Raw genomic sequence first — 19,644 nt, forward strand, 5'->3', positions numbered from 1 at the left:
AGCGTTCCTGGGTGGACTGTAAACGAATCGAGTGCAACTCGGAGCAAATGCGTCGATCTTGGTCAGGAACTGGGGAGTTCAGTACACGTCACGTGCATAACGCTTCTGTGTGACCAGTTCGTCGACGTAGGCCGCGGCCTGATCCTGATCCAGTCGACCGTGGGCCTGCACGACTTCACGCAGGGCCAGGTCCACGTCCTTCGCCATCCTCGTTGCATCGCCGCACACGTAGAAGTGCGCCCCCTCCTCGAGCCAGCGCCACAGACGCGCGCCATGTTCGCGCATGCGGTCCTGCACGTAGATCTTCTGTCGCTGATCCCGGGAGAAGGCGAGGTCGAGTTCGGTGAGGAACCCGTCCGAGTGCATCGCCTCGATCTCGTCCCGGTACAGGTAATCGGTGTCGATTCGCTGATCGCCGAAGAACAACCAGTTGCGGCCCGTGTGTCCCGACTCCCGGCGATCGTGGAGGAACGCGCGGAACGGCGCGATTCCCGTACCCGGGCCCACCATGATCATCGGAGTGTCCGGCGACGACGGCGGCCGGAAATGGTTGCTGCGCTGCACGAAGATCGGAATGTCGGCGCCCTTGCTGTGGTCGGCGAGGAAACTCGAGCACACCCCGGCGCGGTCTCGACCGTCGTTGCTGTACCGCACCACCGACACAGTCAGCTGCACTTCCCGAGGATCGATCTTCGGGCTCGACGAAATCGAGTACATGCGCGGCTGGAGGCGTTCGAGCAGTGGCAACCATTCGTCCAGCGGTGCCTTGAACGGATATTCGGCAAGGATGTCCATGGCCTGCTTTCCCCACAGCCACCGCTGCAGCTCGAGCTTGTTGCCCGGCCGGAGGCGCTTTGCGAGCTCGGCACTGCCGGTCTGCTGCTGAACGAACTTCAGCAGGTCCGGTGTCACCCTGGTGATGTCGAGATGCCGTGTCGCGGCCTCGCGAAGCGGGATCGTCGGAAGACCCGGGATCTCGGTGGGTGCCTCCGCGTCGAGCACGGTCACCTGGAGCCACTCGTCCACGGTGTCCGGGCCGTTGGTGGGCACTACGCCGAGCGCATCACCTGCGCTGTATTCGAAGGACGGATCGAACAGCTCGAACCCGAACTGACGCACTTCCTTCGACGAACCCCCACCGCTGAGACACACGTTGCGGGTGAGCCGCGTGACCAGCGGGGACTTCCGCGAGTAGGACGGGACGACCGGCGCGGAGGCGACCGCGGGTCGCGCAGGTCCGGTGGCGCCACCGAAGTGCGACTCGATCTCGCCGAGCCACTGCCTCGACCGTTCCTCGAAGTCGGGTTCGCACTCCACGCGGGAGAACAGAGCGGTTGCGCCGAGCTCGGTCAGTCGCTCGTCGAGCTTTCTGCCGAAGCCGCAGAAGTCGTCGAAACTCGAATCACCCAATGCGAGAACCGCATATCGCAGCCCTGTGAGATCAGGAGCACTGTCTCCGGACAATGCAGTGAAGAAGGTGCCACCGTTGTCCGGGGCATCACCGTCGCCGAAGGTACTCGCAACGACAAGAAGATTCGTAGCAACGACCAGTCCCGCGACACCCAGCTCGTTCAACGACATCGACCGCACCGCACAGCCCACTGCTCGCAGCCGCTCGGCGCACTCTCCGGCAAGTTCCTCGGCGTTTCCGGTCTGGGACGCCCACGCGACGACCACCGGTGTGCCGTCGGATTCGACTGCAGAGTCCGCGGACTCGGGTCCTCGGGAGTAGACCCCCGCCAGCAGTCCCTCGATCCAGGCACGCTTCGGGGGCGAGAACGGTGCGGATGCCGGGAGCACCGGAACACCACCGAGATCGCTCGAACGGATCCCGGCGAGCATGCCGGACAGGTAGATTCGTTCGGTCTCGTCGAGCACAGGTGCCTCGATGTCGCCGAGACCGATCACCGACGCAACACGCCCGGCGGGGTCGTCGATCACCTGATCCGGTGTCTCCACCTTCATCAACGCGACCGCGCACACCTTGAACTCGGGTTGGTGCGACGCGGGATCGGTCGCGTCGTTGGTGACGGCGTTGATGGTGAGGTCTTCGCCGAACTTGTCGTTCCAGTGGAACGGCGCGAAGCAGTTGCCCGGGCTCACTCGGTCGGTGATCACCGCGGGGAGCACCGCACGACCGCGACGCGAGGTGATCTCGACGCGATCGCCGTCGGCGATCGCCAGTCGCTGTGCGTCGTCCGGGTTGACCTCGACGAACGGACCGGGCTCGAGCTTGTTGAGCTTGGCGACTCTACCGGTCTTGGTCAGGGTGTGCCATTGGTGCTGCACCCGTCCGGTGTTGAGGACCAGCGGGAAGTCGTCGTCGGGGAGTTCGGCGGCGGGCACGTGCGGGCGTGGGAAGAAACGGGCCCGTCCGTCGGGGGTTGCGAACACGAAACGCGGGGCAGTGCCGTCGTCACGGACCAGCCGTGGTCGGACAATGCCGTCGTTGAGATAACGGATGGGATTGCGGGCGCCCGATCCGGGCGGGCACGGCCATTGCACCGGCGTCTCACGCAACCGGTCGTAGGTCACTCCACGCAGGTCGTACCCGGTGTCCGGGTTCGCGAACCCGGTGATCTCCTCGAAGATCTCGTCGGCGCTCGAGTAGTCGAAGGCCCTGCCGAATCCCATCGCGGTGGCCACCCGGGCGATGATCTCCCAGTCTGGCATTGCGTCGCCGACCGGGTCGGCGGCCTGTCCGATGAGATTCAGGGTTCGATCGGAACCGATTGTCACGTACTCGGATTCGGACCACAATGCGCCGGGCAGGAGCACATCTGCGTGGTCGGCGGTCTCCGTCTCGGCGAAACTGTCCTGGACGATGACGAGTTCGGCCTTCCCGAGACCCTCGAGAACCGTCTTGCGGTTGGCGACGGTCGCGACGGGGTTGGTGCAGATGATCCAGCAGGCCTTGATCTCACCGGCGGCCATCTTCTCGAACATGTCGATCGTGCCGGTACCCACCTCGGTGCGCAGGGTGCCGCGCGGAACGCCCCACCGGTCTTCGACGAACACGCGATCCGCCTCCGACAACACACTGCGCTGCCCGGGCAGACCCGGTCCCATATAACCCATTTCGCGTCCGCCCATGGCATTGGGTTGGCCGGTGAGGGAGAACGGGCCGCTACCGGTCCGGCAGATCGCCCCGGTCGCGAGGTGGAGGTTGCAGATCGCGTTGGTGTTCCACGTGCCGTGGGTGCTCTGGTTGAGCCCCATGGTCCAGCAGCTCATCCAATTGCCGGCCTCGCCGATCCACTGCGCCGCGGTCCGGATGTCGCCTTCGTCGATTCCGGTGATCCGAGCGACCACGTCCGGTGGGTAGTCGGTGAGGAACTCCTCCATCGTCTCCCAGCCGTCCGTGTGCTCGTCGATGAAGTCGCGATCCACGTGACCGTTTTCGACGAGGAGATGCAGCAGACCGTTGAGGAGGGCGAGATCGGTTCCGGGGGAGATCCGCAGGAACAGGTCGGCCTTGTCGGCAGTCGCGGTGCGGCGGGGGTCGACGACGATCAGTTTCGCTCCGGCCTTGACTCGATCCATCATCCGCAGGAACAGGATCGGGTGGCAGTCTGCCATGTTGGAGCCGGTCACGAAGAACACGTCGGCGTGGTCGAAGTCCTCGTACGAGCCGGGCGGGCCGTCCGATCCCAACGACTGCTTGTATCCGGTGCCGGCGCCGGCCATGCACAACCGCGAGTTCGATTCGATCCCGTTGGTGCCGATGAACCCCTTCGCGAGTTTGTTGGCCAGGTACTGCGACTCGAGAGACATCTGGCCCGACACATAAAGTGCGACGGCGTCAGGACCGTGTTCGTCGATGATGGCGTTCAGGCGGCGCGCGGTGTCCGAGATCGCGGTCTCGAGAGCGACCGGGATCCGGTCGGCGCCGCGTTCGGTACGCACGCGCGCGGTCTCGAGTCGGCCACCCCCGGCGAGCATCGCGGCGCTCGTCGCGCCTTTCGTGCACAGACGCCCCCGGTTGGTGGGGTGCTCCTTGTCTCCGTATGCATCGAGGACACGGCGAGCTCCGGTGCTCGGGTCGACGCCGACCTCGAGGACCATCCCGCATCCCACGCCGCAATACGAGCAGGCGGTCCTCACCAACGCGCGCGAGTCCTGCATTCCCAGCTCCTGCCCGGGCCGTCTCGTGAATGGCCCGGCATCCATGCTGCGGACACGGTGTTGCGGCAGGATCAAACGCGGTGAGCAGCCTGTGACATCTGGCTCACGGAGCCTGGAGGACCGTGTGAGGAGACGGAAACACTCACTCCTTCGGCTGCTGATCCCACCATTTCAGGAGTTCGGCCTCGGCCTCGTCCCGCTCGAGCGGCCCGCGGTCGAGGCGTAGGTCCTTGAGGAACTTCCACGCCGTCCCGACCTGTGGGCCGGCGGGTATCCCGAGCAGTTCCATGATCGCGTTACCGTCGAGATCCGGACGAACCCGCGCGAGGTCTTCCTGTTCGGCGATCACGGCGATGCGATGCTCGAGATCGTCGTATGTGGCCTGCAACGCCGCAGCACGGCGCTTGTTGCGGGTGGTGCAGTCGGCGCGCACGAGCTTGTGGAGCTTGGGGAGGAGGTGTCCGGCGTCGTGAACGTAGCGCCGCACCGCCGAGTCCGTCCACTGTCCCTTGCCGTACCCGTGGAACCGCAGATGCAGGAATACCAGCTGACCAACGTCCTCGATCATCTGCTTGGAGTACTTCAATGCCCGCATCCGCTTGCGAACGAGCTTCGCACCGACCACCTCGTGGTGGTGGAAGCTCACGCCGCCTCCCGCCTCGTTGCGCTTGGTTCCCGGTTTGCCGATGTCGTGCAGGAGCGCTGCCCAGCGCAACACCGGATCGGGATCGCCGTCCTCGAGGTCGATCGCCTGTTTCAGGACGGTGAGCGAATGCCAGTACACGTCCTTGTGCTGGTGGTGTTCGTCGATCTCGAGCTTCATCGCCGGGATCTCGGGAAGCACTCGCTGCGCGAGTCCCGTTTCGACCATGACGTCGATGCCCTCGATGGGGTAGGTGCCGAGGATCAGTTTGTCGAGTTCGGCCTGGACGCGTTCGGCGCTGATCCGCAGGATTTCGTCGGCCATCTCGACGATCGCCGTGTGCACCCGCTCGGTGAGCGTGAACCCGAGCTGCGACACGAACCGCGCGCCGCGCAGCATCCGCAACGGGTCGTCGTGGAAGGAGTCCTCGGGCCGCGCCGGAGTGTCGAGAACTCCCGCGACCAGTGCGTCCATCCCACCGAGCGGGTCTACGAACTCACCGGCGCCGTCGGGGCCGATCCGGACGGCCATCGCGTTGACGGTGAAGTCACGGCGCACCAGGTCGTCCTCGAGCCGGGTGCCGTATTCGACGATGGGATGGCGGGTGACGCGGTCGTACGCGTCGCTGCGGAACGTGGTGATCTCGATCTGTTCGAGGCCCTTCGACGCGCTCACCGTGCCGAAGTCGATGCCGGTGTCCCACTGGTGGTCGACCCATCCGCGAAGAAGTTCCTGAACGAGCTCGGGGCGGGCGTCGGTCGTGAAGTCGAGGTCGGTGCCCAACCTCCCCAGCACGGCGTCGCGGACACTGCCACCCACCAGGTACAGCTCGTACCCCGCCTCGGCAAATCGCGCCCCGAGCGGGGCCAGGACATCCGAAAGTGCGCGCAGCGTCGAGTCGGCGCCGGCGAGCAATCGGGCGCGGCGATCGGCGTCCGTGGTGGGAGAGTTCACGCCTTCGAACTTTACCGAGCTGTCCGTGCTCGTGGTCGGACAGGCACCTACGTGTGGTTGAACCGGCACGGTGGCCGTTACAACTACTATCGATCAGGTGTCGCCCGCAGAACGTGCCAACCGCAACCGCCGCAATCCGCGGCGGCGCGGCTCGGGCGGCAAGTCACCCGTGCGCGGCGGGTCGGCCTCGTCGGCTGCGACCCCGCACGCCCGCATGCGCACCGTGCGCGAGACGTCCGCCGGCGGTCTCGTCGTCGACGGATTGGGCGGCCCACCCGACCAGCTGTGCGCCGCGCTGATCGGTCGCACCGACCGCCGCGGCCGACTGCTGTGGTCCCTCCCGAAGGGCCACATCGAAAAGGGTGAGACGGCAGAAGAGACCGCGATGCGCGAGGTCCACGAGGAAACCGGTGTGCGCAGCAGGGTGCTCGCCGAGCTCGGAAGCATCGACTACTGGTTCGTGACCGAGGGGCGCCGCGTCCACAAGACCGTCCACCACTATCTCCTCCGTTACCTCGGCGGTGAGCTCTCCGACGCCGACATCGAGGTCACCGAGGTGGCCTGGGTGCCGCTCACCGAGTTGCGGACACGTCTCGCCTACGCGGACGAACGCAAACTCGCCGACATCGCGGATCAGCTCATCGCCGACATCGACCCCGCTTGGCTGAAAGACGCCGACGATCCGGGGGCCGCGCTCGGATGACGGTGGTGCTCTCTCGGACCGGCGCCGCGGTCCTCGCTGTGTTCGCGCTGGTCCTCGTAGCTCTGGGCGGGCCGATTCCGGGTTCCGCAAGTGCACAGACGACCGACGAACCGCAGTTCCTCCAGCTCGACATCGACGAGGTCACCCCGTCGGCGGTGTCGCTGACCAGCGATCCGGTCGTCACTGTCACCGGCACTGTCACCAACATCGGCGATCGCGACGTCGAGGACGTGTGGGTGCGTCTGCAGCGTGCACAGGCCATCGCGGATTCTGCGACCCTCCGCAGTGCGTTGACCTTGGATCAGGCCGGATTCGACACGGTCGGGGAGTTCGAGGTGGTCAGCGATCGACTCGGCCAGGGGGAGAGGGAGAAATTCACTCTCGACCTGCCGCTGCGCTCCGATCTCGTCCCGTCGCTGAACATCACCGCGCCCGGTGTGTACCCGTTGCTCGTCAATGTCAACGGTGTCCCCGAGTACGGCGGACAGGCACGCCTCGACGACGCCCGGTTCCTCCTTCCCGTCCTCGGGGTGCCCGCCGCCGACGAGGTCAGCACCGACGAGAGCACCGACACGAGCGGACCGACCTCACTCGGGGAGACGTCCGCCGAGGCCGGGCGCAAGGATTTCCCCGCGGTACCGCCCGAAAGATCGACTCCCGTCCCGACGACCGTGCTGTGGCCGCTCGCCGATCGGCCGCGGATAGCTGCGGGAGTGCCCGGATCGGCGACCGAACCCGTCCGTCTCGTCGACGACGACCTTGCGACCTCCCTCGCCGAAGGTCGTCTCGACGGTCTGCTCCGTGTCGCGGAAGACGCGGTGGAGAACGAGGAGCAGGTCGCGAACGCGATGTGTCTCGCGATCGACCCGGATCTGCTGGTCACGGTCGCGAACATGACCCGCAACTATCTGGTGGTGGCCGATCCCGCCGATCCGACCGGCGACGCACACCCCGGCACGGGCACCGACGCGGCGATCGCGTGGCTCGAGCGGCTGCGGACCCTGTCCGCACAGATGTGCACGACCTCCGTTCCGTATGCGCAGGTAGATCTGACGGCGCTCGCCGAGACCGGCAGCGCATCACTGATCGAATCCGCACTCGACTCACCCACCGAGATCATCGATTCGACGCTGGGCATCTCCTCTGTGGCGTCGGTGATCTGGCCCGACTCCGGTGTGCTCACCGAGAAGGCCGGCGCGATGATCGCTGCGAACGGGCCGGCGACCGCGTTGCTCGCAGACGATGCCGTGCAGAAGGCGGATCCCAGCGCGGCGGTTGTCCGGATCAGCGGTGTGGACGGCCTGACAGCGGGCCTGTTCGACAGCGCCGCCGGTGCCGCGCTGGCCGCGATGGGGGACGAACCGCAGACCCCGTCGTACGTACCCGATTCGTCGCGCTACACCCTCACCGACGACTCGACGACCGCCCGGCTCCAGGACGCGCTCGGTGCCATCGCCTGGCCTGCCCTCAACTCGTCGTCGGAATCGGCGCCGTCCGCCGGACCGAATTCGGTGGTACTCGCGCCACCACAGGTGTGGTCGGCATCTGCCGACGATGCTGCTCGGACCCTGTCCATGGTGTCGACGCTGATGAGATCGGGACTCGCGACGGTGCAGCCGTTCCAGGAGATGGTCTCCGCCGCAGCGGCGACCGGCAGTGACCCGGTCGCGTCACTGCTGACGTATCCGGAGCAGGCGATCACCGACGGTGCGCCCGCGTCGGTGGTCCATGAGGCGTCGGCGCAGATGCCTCGTCTCGACGGACTCGAGGACGCCTTCGTCGAAGACCCGCAGGCCCAACTGACCCCGAGTGCGTACACCGCACCGCTGCGGAACGACATGCTGCGCTCGATGACGCTCGCCGGGCGACGCGGAACCGATCCGGACGCGGCGGCTGCAGAGGCCGAACAGCGAGCGACGCAAGCCCGTGAGGCCGTCGATCGGATGTTCGAGTCGGTCACGGTGCTCGCACCGGGCGGTGTCTTCACCCTCACGTCGGAACAGAGCCCGCTGCTGCTCGTGGCCCGCAACGATCTGCCCGTGGGTATCACCGTCCGGCTGCATGTCGACGTTCCCAGTGCAATGGACATCACCGACATCGGACCCACGCAGCTTCCGCCGAGGGGTAGCCGCACACTGACCGTGCCCGCCGAGATCAGCGACTCGAGGAAGATCGAGGTCGAGTTCGCGCTGACGACCGAGTCCGGTCTGCCACTCGGCAGCCCCACCCAGGTCACGGTACGTTCCAATGCATACGGCCAGGTTCTCGCCATCGTCACAGGCTGTGCGGGGGCACTTCTGTTGTTCCTGGCGGGGCGGCGACTTCTGCACCGTTTCCGGGGGGAGCCGGATCCGGCCGATGAAGGATATGGAGAGCAATGACCGGGAACCCCACCCGCACCGGTACCGGGGGCACCACCGGTCACAGTGAGTCTCAGGGACCGACGGGGCCTCAGGGTCCGACGACGTCGCCGGACATCACCGGATCGGCTCGGTCCGGCAAGGCCCAGAGCCTGCTCGCGGCGACCGGATCGATCGCGATCGCCACCTTGATCAGCCGCATCACGGGCTTCCTCAAGCAACTGCTCATCCTCACCCTGCTCGGCGCGGGGGTCGCGAGCTCGTTCACGGTTGCTCACCAGATCCCGAACATGATCTCCGAGCTCGTGCTCGGTGCCGTGCTCACCTCGATCGTGGTGCCGGTCCTCGTCCGCGCCGAACGGCAGGACCCCGACGGCGGTGAGGCCTTCATCCGGAGGCTGTTCACCGCGGCGCTCTTGCTTCTCGGCACCGCAACGGTGCTCGCCGTCGCAGCGGCCCCGCTCCTGACGACACACATCTTCCTCGACGACTCGGGTGAGGTCTCGACGTCGCTGACCACGGCGCTGTCGTATCTGCTGTTGCCTGCCATCGTCTTCTACGGCATGTCGGGCCTGTTCACGGGCATTCTCAACACCCGGCAGGTGTTCAAGCCCGGTGCGTGGGCGCCGGTGTGCAACAACGTTGTCGTGCTCTGTGTGCTGGTCCTGTACTACCTGATGCCCGGCGACATCACCCTCGACCCGGTGCGGATGAGCGACCCGAAACTGTTGGTCCTCGGCATCGGTGTGCTCCTCGGCGTGGTCACCCAGGCGCTGTGCCTCGTCCCCGCTCTACGGCGCGAAGGTATCAACCTCAAACCGCTGTGGGGACTCGACGACCGGCTCCGCCAATTCGGCGGTATGGCTGCGGCGATCATCATGTACGTGCTGATCAGCCAGGCCGGCATGGTCTTCGCGACCCGGGTGTCGTCGGGGGCCGACGAGGCCGGTCCGGCCATCTACAACAATGCGTGGCTGCTTCTGCAGCTGCCGTACGGCGTGCTGGGCGTCACCGTGCTCACCGCGATCATGCCGCGACTGAGCCGAAATGCCGCCGACGGCGACACGCCCGCCGTCGTCGACGATCTTTCCGTCGCGACCCGCCTGACGATGATCTCGCTGATCCCCATCGTCACCTTCCTCACGATCGCCGGTCCGCAGATCGGCGCCGCCCTGTACGGCTACGGCAACTTCGGCGGCGCGAACGCCGAGCTGCTCGGGCAGGCAGTGAGCTGGTCTGCGTTCACACTCATCCCCTATTCGCTCGTGCTGATCCACCTCCGGGTGTTCTACGCGAGAGAGCAGGCGTGGACGCCCACATGGATCATTCTGGGCATCACCGCTGTCAAGATCGGGTTGTCCGCGTTGGCGCCCCTCATCGCGAGCGACGGCAGCCAGGTCGTCGTGCTCCTCGGTGTCGCGACAGGTGTGGCGTTCACGGTCGGCGCGTTCATCGGTGGATTCCTGCTGCATCGCACCCTCGGCGACCTGCAGATGGCGAATGTCGGACGGACGGTCTGGCACGTGGTGTTCGCGTCGGCAACCGCCGCCGGAGTGGTGCTGATCGCCGACAGGTTGTTGCAGCTCGACGCGCTGAGTGAGCGATTCGGCGGTCTCGGTTCCTTCGTGCGGGTCGGGATCACCGGGGTCCTCATGATCCTGGTCGCCCTCGTCGGCATGTGGTTGCTGAAGGTTCCGGAGATCCTCTCGATCGAAGCCATGATCCGACGCAAGGTGAGTGCGCTGCGCGGTGTCGCACCGGACGACACGCCGGGATCCGCCGGTGCCGGCACCGATCCGAGGACACCGCCGCCGACCGGGCCGCTCCCCACCCCCCGACGCTACGACTACCCCGAAACCGACTTGGAGCGCACGGTTGTGCTCCCACGTATCGACTACGGGGAGTACGGAGTCGGGCCGTACGACGCCATCACAGAGGTCATTCCCGCAATTCGGGACTTGCCCCGTCCCGACGATCACCGGGCACAACTCCCGTACCCTGGTCAACAGATTCGACCCGGGCGGCGTGGACCGCGATACTTCGTGGCTCCCGGCGATCCCCGGCTCCGTACAGAGGGCGGACGAGTCGACAACGAAGGAGTAAGGGTGAGCGACGACCACGCTGCCGGCAAGTCCGCGCTCGATTCAGCGAATCGGAACAACGCCGGCCCCGCTGCCGAAGGCACGAAGGCCACCGCCGGCGAGGTGGGCGCAGCAAACCGTACCCCCGCACCCGGGGCAAAGAACCCCAATGCCGCTCCGCCGCCGCGCGATCCCCACACCGATACGGGCGTCATCCCGATCGGTTCGCCGCAGCTGCCGCCTGTTCGCGTGTCGGGCAGCGCTCCTCGTCGGCCGATGCGCGGACCCGACCTCATCGCGGGCGCGTCGGTCGCCGGAGGCCGCTATCGGCTGCTCGCGCCTCATGGAGGCGCGCGCGGACTGCGATTCTGGCAAGCGCTCGACGTCAAGCTCGACCGTGAAGTGGCTCTGACATTCGTCGACGCCGACCAGCGGGCCTCCGATGCCACCGGACCCGACTCTCCACAGGCCGTGCTGTCTCGCTCGCTGCGACTCGGACGCATCAACTCGCCGGGTCTCGCGCGTGTGCTCGACGTCGTGCGTGGAAGCTCGGGCGGCATCGTTGTCGCCGAGTGGACGCCGGGCCGGTCGCTCAAGGAGATGTCGACCACCGATCCATCACCGATCGGCGCGGCTCGTGCCGTGCGGGCGCTCGCCGCCGCCGCCGAGGCCACCCACCGAGGTGGAAGCGCGTTGTCGATCGACCACCCCGACCGGATCCGCATCAGTGTCGCGGGCGACGCAGTGCTCGCGTTCCCTGCCACCTTCTCGGACGCCGACGCCATCTCCGACGTCCACGGGCTCGGCGCAACACTGTACGGATTGATCACCGGTCGCTGGCCGCTCGACGAGCCCGGTATCCCGGGTGTCCCCAAGGCTCCGACCCGCGGTGGCGGCACTGTCGGTGGGATGCCGATCGCCGAGCGCGGTCCCGACGGTGTTCCCGTCGAGCCTCGTGCGATCCGTCCGGACGTTCCGTTCGAGATCTCTGCGGTCGCGGTACGTGCGTTGTCCACCGACGGCGGTATTCGGACGGCGGCGACGGTGCAGCACATCCTCGACCAGGCGTCGGTGGTCGATCAGAAGACCGACATGATGCCCGCGTTGCGGCTCGGACAGCGCACGGCAGCCTCCGAGACCCATGCGCTCGCAGACCCGGAAGCGCTCGCGCAGAAGAAGAAGCATTCCGAACGGATGCTCATGGCGCTCGTCGGCCTCGGCATCGTCACCGTGATCATCCTCGCGCTGATCGGCTGGTGGATCACCAATCTTCTTGCAGGAGATACCAGCGACGCGCCGTTGACCAGCCAGGATTTCGGGCTCACACCGACATCCGAAGCTCCGGTGACGCCGGGCGACGGCGAAGGGACCGACGGAGCCGGCGGGGCCGTGGCTCCAGTAGCGGCCGGACCCGTCGCCGCGACGGCGGTCGAGGTGTTCTCACCGCAGGGGACTCCCGATTCTCCTGCGACGGCGTCGCAGGCCATCGACGGCGATCCGAGCACCGAATGGAGCACGGACGCCTATTTCGATCCCTTCCCGTCGTTGAAGAACGGCGTGGGCCTGCTGGTCACGCTCGCCGACACATCCACGTTGTCGTCGGTGACCGTCACCACCGATTCGCCCGGCACGGTGCTCGAGGTGCGGAGTGCACCGTCGGCGCAGTCGTCTCTCGATCAGACCCAGGTGATCGGTTCTGCCACACTGGGTTCGGGGGAGACCGAGATTCCGGTCGAAGCGGATGGGGGCACGTCGCATGTGTTGCTGTGGATCACTGATCTGAGCACCAGCGGCGGCAGCCACAAGAGTTCGATCTCCGAGGTCACCTTCACCGCTGCGCAGTAGGACCCCGCACCGCGGGGAATCATCCGACAAATCGGATACCATCCGCGCGTGCGAATTTTCGGGGGGATCGCAAAAATCGCTGTGCCCGACATCGGAAAGATGTCGGACGCCGAGCTGCTGTCGGCGCATGTCGGAGGGGACCGGGATGCGTTCGGGACGCTGGTGTCGCGGCACCGTGACCATCTGTGGCAGGTGGCCAAGCGCACGAGCTATTCGGACGAGGACGCAGCCGACGCGTTGCAGGACGCAATGATCTCGGCCCACCGGAAGGCCTCCACGTATCGGAACGACGCCGCAGTGCTCAGCTGGCTGCACTCCATCGTCGTCAACGCGTGCCTGGATCGCATCCGCCGCAACCGAGTACGTCCGATCGCTGCCCGCTATCCCGATGACGTCGAACAGATCCGCGACGTTCGCGACCGGATTTCCGATCTCGAGTTCACCCTCGATGTCGAGGCTGCGTTGTTCGCGCTCCCACCCGATCAGCGCTCCGCCGTGGTGGCCGTCGATGTCGAAGGTTATTCGGTGAAGGAAGCGGCCCGCAGACTCGGCGTCCCCGAGGGCACGATCAAGAGCCGATGCGCACGCGGCCGTAAGAAACTTGCCTTCGTTCTCGCCGACCTTCGATTCAGGGGGAACCGATCGTGAGCCGCGTACGTCCTACTCTGGTGAGGGCACCCGAGTCGCCGAGGAGAACCGCGCATGAACGAGGACGAGTTTCCACGTCCGCCGTACTCCGACGATCTACTCGCTGATCTCCACGCAGGAGCGCTGGACGACGAGCTCGCCCAGCGCCTGTGGCCGCTGGTGCGGCAAGACCACCATGCCATGGCTGTGATAGACCGGCTCGACGCCGTGCAGGCACGACTACGCACGTGGGGTGAGGAGCCGGCTACCGAACCCATACCGCCCGATGTCGCAGCGCGTCTCGACGCGACGCTGCACGGTCTCGAGCACCACGGGGAATCACGCCGCAACAGACGACTCCTTGCGATCGCGGGTATCGGTGCCGCGGCGGCCCTCGCGGTCGTGTTCGCTCTCGTCCTCCGCGACATCGGTGTCGCCGACGACACCGTCGGACCGCCGCTCGCATCCGGCGTCCCACCCTCGCAGGATGGTTCCACTCCTGGACAGAACACGCTCACCCCAGCGTCCCTGCGAGAACTCGTCGGCTCCACCGGACTCGGCCCGCTGTCGGAAGAAGTGCGGTTGCGAGGGTGCCTGTCGGCGAACGGTTTCCACCCGGACAGCCCGGTTCTCGGGTCGCGGGAGATCCGGGTGGGCAACTCCGATGCCGTCGCGATCCTGCTCGGCGGGCCTCAGGCACCGCAGATCACGGCGCTCGTGGTGGGCACTCGGTGCGCAGCAGACGATCCAGCGACGATCCAGGTCGAGGTTCTGGGGTGATGCCGGTCGGTCAGGCTTCGGCCGCGGGGAGCAGCAACTCGAGGATTCTCGCGCGTAGCTCCGGGGTGTCGTCCTCTGCGGCGATCAGCCCCGCGAAGAGCGCCGAGCCGGCAGCCATCACCAGGATCGCGCGCGCATCGACTTCGGAATCGTGATCGGTCTCGCCGGCGAACAAGGCAGTGCTCGGTCCGCTGAACGTGCGCCACAGCGTGTTCCGGAGGTCGTCGTGGTCCCGCAGTGCGGTGAGCAGGCCCGGTAGGGCAGCACGCACCTCGGGGCGTGAGAAGAGTTCCACACTGCCGGTGACGACCCATTCGATCCAGCCGCGACGATCGATGCCCGTGTACGGCTCGAGATCGGGTGCGGATCCGAGCAACGCGTGGAGAACCAGGTGCGCCTTGGTAGGCCAGCGGCGCGTCAGGGTCGACCGGCCGACACCGGCACGCGCAGCGAGTGCACGCATACTCATTCCGTCCCAGCCGACCTCGATGAGCATCTCGCGGGCAGTGGCCAGCACTTCGGCATCGATTCGAGGGTCGCGGGGGCGCCCGGGAGCAGCATCGGACATACAGCCTGTATTTCTCTTCGGACGGATCATGGCGTCAGTGGTGCCACACACGCTATAGTCGGATCCTAATTATGGTACCGCTGGCATCGAAAGTAGGGGTATGACTTCGCCGCGACCCACAGTCTTCGAGCCTGCCCGGCTCGGACCGCTCACCCTTCGCAACCGAATCATCAAGGCCGCCACGTTCGAAGGCGTCATGCCTCGCGGAGCAGTCAGCAACGAACTCGTCGAATTCCACGCAGAAGTCGCGCGCGGCGGAACAGCGTTGACCACTGTCGCCTACTGCTCGGTGTCCGAAAGCGGTCGCGTCCACCGCGACACCCTCGTTCTCGACAGCGCATCCGTTCCCGGCCTGCGACGCCTCACCGATGCCGTGCACGCCGAAGGAGCACTCGCATCCGCGCAGATCGGCCACGCCGGCCTCGTCGCCAACCAGATCTCGAACGGCATGAGCACCATCGCTCCGTCGACACGCATCAGCGCACCCGCAATGGGCCTCGTTCGCGGCGCGTCGCTCCGACAACTCGACGACATCGTCGAGTCCTACGCATCCGCGGCCCGCAACGCGGTCGACGCCGGATTCGACGCCATCGAGGTCCACCTCGGACACAACTATCTCCTGAGCTCCTTCATGAGCCCGAACCTCAACAAGCGCAAGGACCATTACGGCGGCAGTATCACCAACCGCACCGCATATCCGCGCCGGGTGCTGGAGGCCGTGCGACGCGCAGTGGGGGACAAGACAGCCGTCATCGCGAAGTTCAACATGACCGACGGCGTCCCCCAGGGGTTGTGGCTCGACGAATCGCTGCCGATGGCACAGCTCATCGAAGCCGACGGCCACATCGACGCGATGCAGCTCACGGGCGGCAGCTCACTCCTGAACGGAATGTACTTCTTCCGCGGCGACGTTCCGATGAAGGAATTCGTCGCATCGCAGGCCAAGGTCGTCGGATGGGGACTGAAGTTCTACGGTCCGAGGATCTTTCCGAAGCTTCCATTCGAGGAGGCCTTCTTCCTGCCCATGGCCCGGCAATTCCGGACGGAACTGTCGCTGCCCCTGATCCTGCTCGGCGGGATCAACCGTCTCGACACGATGGAGACCGCGCTCGACGAAGGATTCGAGTTCGTCGCGATGGGCCGGGCACTGCTGCGCGACCCGGATGTCGTCAACAAGTTCCACAACGCCACCGCTCGCGAGGGTCTGTGCATCCACTGCAACAAGTGCATGCCGACCATCTACACCGGCACCCACTGCGTCATCCGCAGAACGTTGCAGGGCGTCCCGACAACCGTCTGACATCCAACCGATCCGCTCGAGCCTTCCAGGGGCACCTCGGGGGTCGTCCGCACCGACTGTGGCGTGAGGCACGGCGAGCAGGGAACAACACCGTTTACCCTGGTGTTGATACTTGAAGCTCGGCCGTGGCCTCACCTGCACGGACGACCGTGGGCGCTGACTGCGTCCCCACCCACAGCACACGACCCCGGAAGGCTCGCATGACGACTTCGCCCACGATCCACGACCTCATCATCGTCGGCTCGGGACCGGCCGGATACACCGCGTCGATCTACGCGGCGCGTGCCGAACTCTCCCCGCTCGTGTTCGAAGGAACCCAGTTCGGTGGCGAACTCATGACCACCACCGAGGTCGAGAACTTCCCGGGCTTCCGCGAGGGCATCATGGGCCCCGAGCTGATGGACCAGATGCGCGAACAGGCTCTGCGTTTCGGTGCCGACATCCGCACCGAGGACGTCGAGGAAATGAACCTGACGGACCCGATCAAGACCGTCGTCGCGAACGGCGAGACCTACAGCGCCCGCGCTGTCATCCTTGCGATGGGCGCCGAGCCGCGCTACCTCGGCGTGCCGGGGGAGGAGAAGCTCCTCGGCCGCGGTGTCTCCGCGTGTGCCACCTGCGACGGCTTCTTCTTCCGAGATCAGGACATCGCCGTCGTCGGTGGCGGCGACTCCGCGATGGAAGAGGCCACATTCCTCACCCGATTCGCGCGCAGCGTCACGCTCATCCACCGCCGCGAAGAATTCCGAGCTTCGAAGATCATGCTCGAGCGCGCACGCGCGAACGAGAAGATCCGATTCCTCACCAACGCGGCTGTCGCCGAGGTCAAAGGTGAGAACAGCGTCACCAACCTCGTCATCGAGGACACCGTGACGGGCGAGCGCAGCGATCTGGCCGTGACCGGTCTGTTCGTCGCCGTCGGTCACGATCCGCGGAGCTCGCTGGTCGCCGGTCAGGTCGATCTCGACGACGAGGGCTACGTGTCGGTCTCCGCACCCGGAACGGCGACATCCGTCCCCGGTGTCTTCGCTGCGGGAGACCTCGTCGACCACACCTACCGCCAGGCGATCACCGCCGCGGGTACGGGCTGCTCCGCCTCCATCGACGCTGAACGCTGGCTCGTCGCCAACCGCCAGATGTCCGAGCCGGTCGCTGTCGAAGCCTGATCGCCGCCGCCTGAGCGTCCCCCTCGATTCCCACCCCCATCACTGCGCAGGAGAACAACATGGCAAACACCGTCAACATCACCGACTCGTCGTTCGTCGAAGACGTACTGCAGGCAGACAGGCCTGTGCTCGTCGATTTCTGGGCGACGTGGTGCGGCCCCTGCAAGATGGTTGCCCCGGTTCTCGAGGAAATCGCGGGTGAGCACGGCGAGAAACTGACCATCGCCAAGCTCGATATCGACGCCAACCCGTCTGCGGCTCGCGACTACCAGGTGATGTCGATCCCCACCATGATCCTGTTCTCCGGTGGCAAGCCCGTGAAGACCATCGTCGGTGCGAAGGGAAAGGCGGCGTTGCTCCGGGAGCTCGACGAGGTCCTGTAGTAACGTCCCAGGATCGACCGTGCGCCCGTGAGCATCGATCTCGGGCGCATCTGAGACAATTCCGTTCGATGCTGCCCCGCGTGTGCTGGGCACTCCGGTCAGCACGGAAAGGCCCCCGACACATGCGCCCTCTTCGTCACGGCGACCACGGTCCTGCTGTCGCAGAGATCCGGAACACACTGGCCGGATTAGGGTTTCTCCACGGAGGATCAGAAGCCACCGACGAGTGGGTCGGCTCCGACGTCGTCTTCGACCACGAGCTCGACGGTGCCGTGCGCGCCTTCCAGCAACAGCGTGGTCTGCTCGTCGACGGCATCGTCGGTCCGGCAACGTATCGGTCGCTCAAGGAGGCGTCGTACCGTCTCGGTGCCCGCACCCTGATCTATCAGTTGTCCGCGCCCCTGTACGGGGACGATGTGGCGGCACTGCAGACCCGTCTGCAGGATCTCGGGTTCTATGTGGATCGGATCGACGGGTATTTCGGCCCCCGAACCCACGCCGGACTGAGCTCCTTCCAGAAGGAGATCGGCCTGGCCCCCGACGGAATCTGCGGACCAGAGACCCTGCGGGCACTCGAGCTGCTCGGCACTCGTGTCTCGGGTGGATCGCCGCATGCCATCAGTGAGGAAGAGATCGTCCGACGGTCAGGCCCTCAGCTCAGCGGCAAGCGGATCGTCATCGACCCGGGCCTCGGGGGCAATCACCACGGGATCGTTCTCCGCAGCCCGCACGGCACCATCTCCGAGGCCGACATCCTGTGGGATCTCGCCCGTCGGCTCGAGGGACGCATGGCGGCCACCGGAATGGAGACGTTCCTGTCGCGGCCGTACCACGCGAACCCCACCGACATCGAACGCGCCGGTACCTCCAACGCGTTCGGCGCCGACCTGATGATCTCGCTGCGCTGCGACGCGAGTTCGAATCCGGTGGCAAGCGGGATTGCCAGCTTCCACTACGGCAATTCGCACGGCTCGGAGTCGATGATCGGGCAGGTCCTCACCGGGTACATCCAGCGTGAGATCGTCGCGCGCACACCTCTCCAGGACTGCCGCAGTCACGGACGGACCTGGGATCTCCTGCGCCTGACGAACATGCCGACAATTCAGATCGATCTCGGCTACCTCACCAACGCACACGACGCCATGGTCCTTGCCGACCCGCGCCACCGCGATACGATCGCCGAGGCAGTACTCATTGCCGTCAAGCGTCTGTACCTGCTCGGACAGGACGACCAGCCGACCGGGACGTACACTTTCGCCGAGTTGCTCGCCGAAGAGCTGTCGATCACCGAGACGCGCTGAGACTCCGAGCTGAGTCTCACACCAATAGGAAGGGGCACCCTCGCCGAGGGTGCCCCTCCTTTCGATCCGGTGCGAAAAGCTACTGCACTCCCACTGTCGTCCGTCCGGCGAAATCCTCGACGGTGATGGACGCGGCCTCGATCAGTCGATCCAACGCGGCCTCGACCTCTTCCTTCCATCCGTGATCACGGTCGAGTTCGAGCCGCAGGCGCGGGAAGCGGTGGTGCGGCGCGACCACGTCGAACCCCATGTCCTCGAGGAAATCGGCGGAGATCATGCACTCGTGAGGGGAGCACGCGTTTGCCGCCGTCGCGGAGGGAGTATCACCGACTGCATCCGCCTCGGCATCCGCTCGGATCCCGAACGCTTCGAGCGCACGCACGTTCCGCCGGACGAGATCGTCCACGACGGCTCGAATGAGGTCGGTACCCACCTCGAACCCCTCGGCGTGCGGTTCGATCCGCATGGTCGTCAGGAGAATCGCGTCGGCACTCACCGGCGAGGTGGGGAACAGCAGCGCCCGGGGCACCATGTTGGGCGGGGCATAGAACGCGCATGCGGCAACCTTCTCGCCGACCGTCGCTATCTGCGCGCACGACCCCCACTGCAACATGACAGTCGACAACCACGCTTCCTTCTCGAACTCGGGGTCCGCGAACACACGCGCCTCGTCGACGGTGTCGGGGTCCATCTCCCAGAACACACACCGCCGGGAGTGCCGCGGCAACCGATCGATACCACTCAACAAGAGCGGCGTGACTCGTGTCGACACGAGATTCCTTCGCCTCCACCTCTGGTCTAGACAGTC

13 protein-coding genes are annotated in these 19,644 nt (G+C 66.1%); 9 read left to right on the forward strand and 4 right to left on the reverse strand.

What is annotated here, in order from left to right:
* Window positions 1–78 precede the first annotated feature (78 nt).
* Together Q7514_RS10160 and Q7514_RS10165 are read right to left on the reverse strand one after the other, a co-directional pair.
* Window positions 79–4,125, reverse strand: coding sequence for a bifunctional nitrate reductase/sulfite reductase flavoprotein subunit alpha (locus Q7514_RS10160; protein ID WP_330133135.1), 4,047 nt, complete (start codon window positions 4,123–4,125; stop codon window positions 79–81).
* Window positions 4,126–4,267: 142 nt separating this feature from the next.
* Entirely contained in the window at window positions 4,268–5,722 is a 1,455-nt protein-coding gene (locus Q7514_RS10165) for a CCA tRNA nucleotidyltransferase (RefSeq protein ID WP_330133136.1), read from the reverse strand.
* 97 nt (window positions 5,723–5,819) lie between these two features.
* Here Q7514_RS10165 and Q7514_RS10170 point away from each other — a divergent pair, with 97 nt between their 5' ends.
* From Q7514_RS10170 to Q7514_RS10190, 5 genes are all read left to right on the forward strand, one after another.
* A complete protein-coding gene (locus Q7514_RS10170; protein WP_330133137.1) occupies window positions 5,820–6,425 on the forward strand; it encodes an NUDIX hydrolase in 606 nt (201 codons plus the stop codon).
* Window positions 6,422–8,806, forward strand: coding sequence for a glycoprotein (locus Q7514_RS10175; protein WP_330133543.1), 2,385 nt, complete (start codon window positions 6,422–6,424; stop codon window positions 8,804–8,806). The genes Q7514_RS10170 and Q7514_RS10175 overlap by 4 nt, the downstream gene beginning before the upstream one ends.
* Window positions 8,803–12,711, forward strand: a complete 3,909-nt coding sequence (murJ, locus tag Q7514_RS10180) for a murein biosynthesis integral membrane protein MurJ (RefSeq protein WP_330133138.1) — start codon at window positions 8,803–8,805, stop codon at window positions 12,709–12,711. The genes Q7514_RS10175 and murJ overlap by 4 nt, the downstream gene beginning before the upstream one ends.
* Before the next feature lie 99 nt (window positions 12,712–12,810).
* Window positions 12,811–13,359 (forward strand): RNA polymerase sigma factor SigM, encoded by a 549-nt coding sequence (gene sigM / locus Q7514_RS10185; RefSeq protein WP_330133544.1) that lies wholly within the window; start codon window positions 12,811–12,813, stop codon window positions 13,357–13,359.
* 54 nt (window positions 13,360–13,413) lie between these two features.
* The gene (locus Q7514_RS10190; protein WP_330133139.1) at window positions 13,414–14,118 is read left to right on the forward strand and encodes a hypothetical protein; all 705 of its coding nucleotides are present in this window, start codon (window positions 13,414–13,416) and stop codon (window positions 14,116–14,118) included.
* 10 nt (window positions 14,119–14,128) lie between these two features.
* Here Q7514_RS10190 and Q7514_RS10195 read toward each other — a convergent pair whose 3' ends face one another.
* Window positions 14,129–14,686: a TetR/AcrR family transcriptional regulator gene (locus Q7514_RS10195; RefSeq protein ID WP_330133140.1), complete on the reverse strand. Its 558-nt coding sequence runs from the start codon at window positions 14,684–14,686 to the stop codon at window positions 14,129–14,131.
* A 100-nt stretch (window positions 14,687–14,786) separates the two neighbouring features.
* Here Q7514_RS10195 and Q7514_RS10200 point away from each other — a divergent pair, with 100 nt between their 5' ends.
* The 4 genes from Q7514_RS10200 to Q7514_RS10215 all read left to right on the forward strand — a co-directional run bounded on the left by Q7514_RS10200 (window position 14,787) and on the right by Q7514_RS10215 (window position 18,836).
* The gene (locus Q7514_RS10200; RefSeq protein ID WP_330133141.1) at window positions 14,787–15,986 is read left to right on the forward strand and encodes an NADH:flavin oxidoreductase; all 1,200 of its coding nucleotides are present in this window, start codon (window positions 14,787–14,789) and stop codon (window positions 15,984–15,986) included.
* A gap of 200 nt (window positions 15,987–16,186) precedes the next feature.
* The gene (gene trxB / locus Q7514_RS10205) at window positions 16,187–17,152 is read left to right on the forward strand and encodes a thioredoxin-disulfide reductase (RefSeq protein ID WP_330133142.1); all 966 of its coding nucleotides are present in this window, start codon (window positions 16,187–16,189) and stop codon (window positions 17,150–17,152) included.
* Window positions 17,153–17,211: 59 nt separating this feature from the next.
* Window positions 17,212–17,535 (forward strand): thioredoxin, encoded by a 324-nt coding sequence (gene trxA / locus Q7514_RS10210; RefSeq protein ID WP_330133143.1) that lies wholly within the window; start codon window positions 17,212–17,214, stop codon window positions 17,533–17,535.
* A 122-nt stretch (window positions 17,536–17,657) separates the two neighbouring features.
* The gene (locus tag Q7514_RS10215; protein ID WP_330133145.1) at window positions 17,658–18,836 is read left to right on the forward strand and encodes an N-acetylmuramoyl-L-alanine amidase; all 1,179 of its coding nucleotides are present in this window, start codon (window positions 17,658–17,660) and stop codon (window positions 18,834–18,836) included.
* A gap of 79 nt (window positions 18,837–18,915) precedes the next feature.
* Here the strand turns inward: Q7514_RS10215 and Q7514_RS10220 are convergent, their stop codons facing one another.
* Window positions 18,916–19,608: a GNAT family N-acetyltransferase gene (locus Q7514_RS10220; protein ID WP_330133146.1), complete on the reverse strand. Its 693-nt coding sequence runs from the start codon at window positions 19,606–19,608 to the stop codon at window positions 18,916–18,918.
* Window positions 19,609–19,644: the final 36 nt, after the last annotated feature.

Source organism: Rhodococcus artemisiae, assembly GCF_036327795.1.
GTDB lineage: Bacteria > Actinomycetota > Actinomycetes > Mycobacteriales > Mycobacteriaceae > Rhodococcus > Rhodococcus artemisiae.

Coding starts and splice junctions, on each gene's coding strand:
- murJ (WP_330133138.1), top strand. CDS start 8,803: ATGACCGGGAACCCCACCCGCACCGGTACCGGGGGCACCACCGGTCAC.
- Q7514_RS10195 (WP_330133140.1), bottom strand. CDS start 14,686: ATGTCCGATGCTGCTCCCGGGCGCCCCCGCGACCCTCGAATCGATGCC.
- Q7514_RS10200 (WP_330133141.1), top strand. CDS start 14,787: ATGACTTCGCCGCGACCCACAGTCTTCGAGCCTGCCCGGCTCGGACCG.
- sigM (WP_330133544.1), top strand. CDS start 12,811: ATGTCGGACGCCGAGCTGCTGTCGGCGCATGTCGGAGGGGACCGGGAT.
- trxB (WP_330133142.1), top strand. CDS start 16,187: ATGACGACTTCGCCCACGATCCACGACCTCATCATCGTCGGCTCGGGA.
- Q7514_RS10215 (WP_330133145.1), top strand. CDS start 17,658: ATGCGCCCTCTTCGTCACGGCGACCACGGTCCTGCTGTCGCAGAGATC.
- Q7514_RS10160 (WP_330133135.1), bottom strand. CDS start 4,125: ATGCAGGACTCGCGCGCGTTGGTGAGGACCGCCTGCTCGTATTGCGGC.
- Q7514_RS10190 (WP_330133139.1), top strand. CDS start 13,414: ATGAACGAGGACGAGTTTCCACGTCCGCCGTACTCCGACGATCTACTC.
- trxA (WP_330133143.1), top strand. CDS start 17,212: ATGGCAAACACCGTCAACATCACCGACTCGTCGTTCGTCGAAGACGTA.
- Q7514_RS10175 (WP_330133543.1), top strand. CDS start 6,422: ATGACGGTGGTGCTCTCTCGGACCGGCGCCGCGGTCCTCGCTGTGTTC.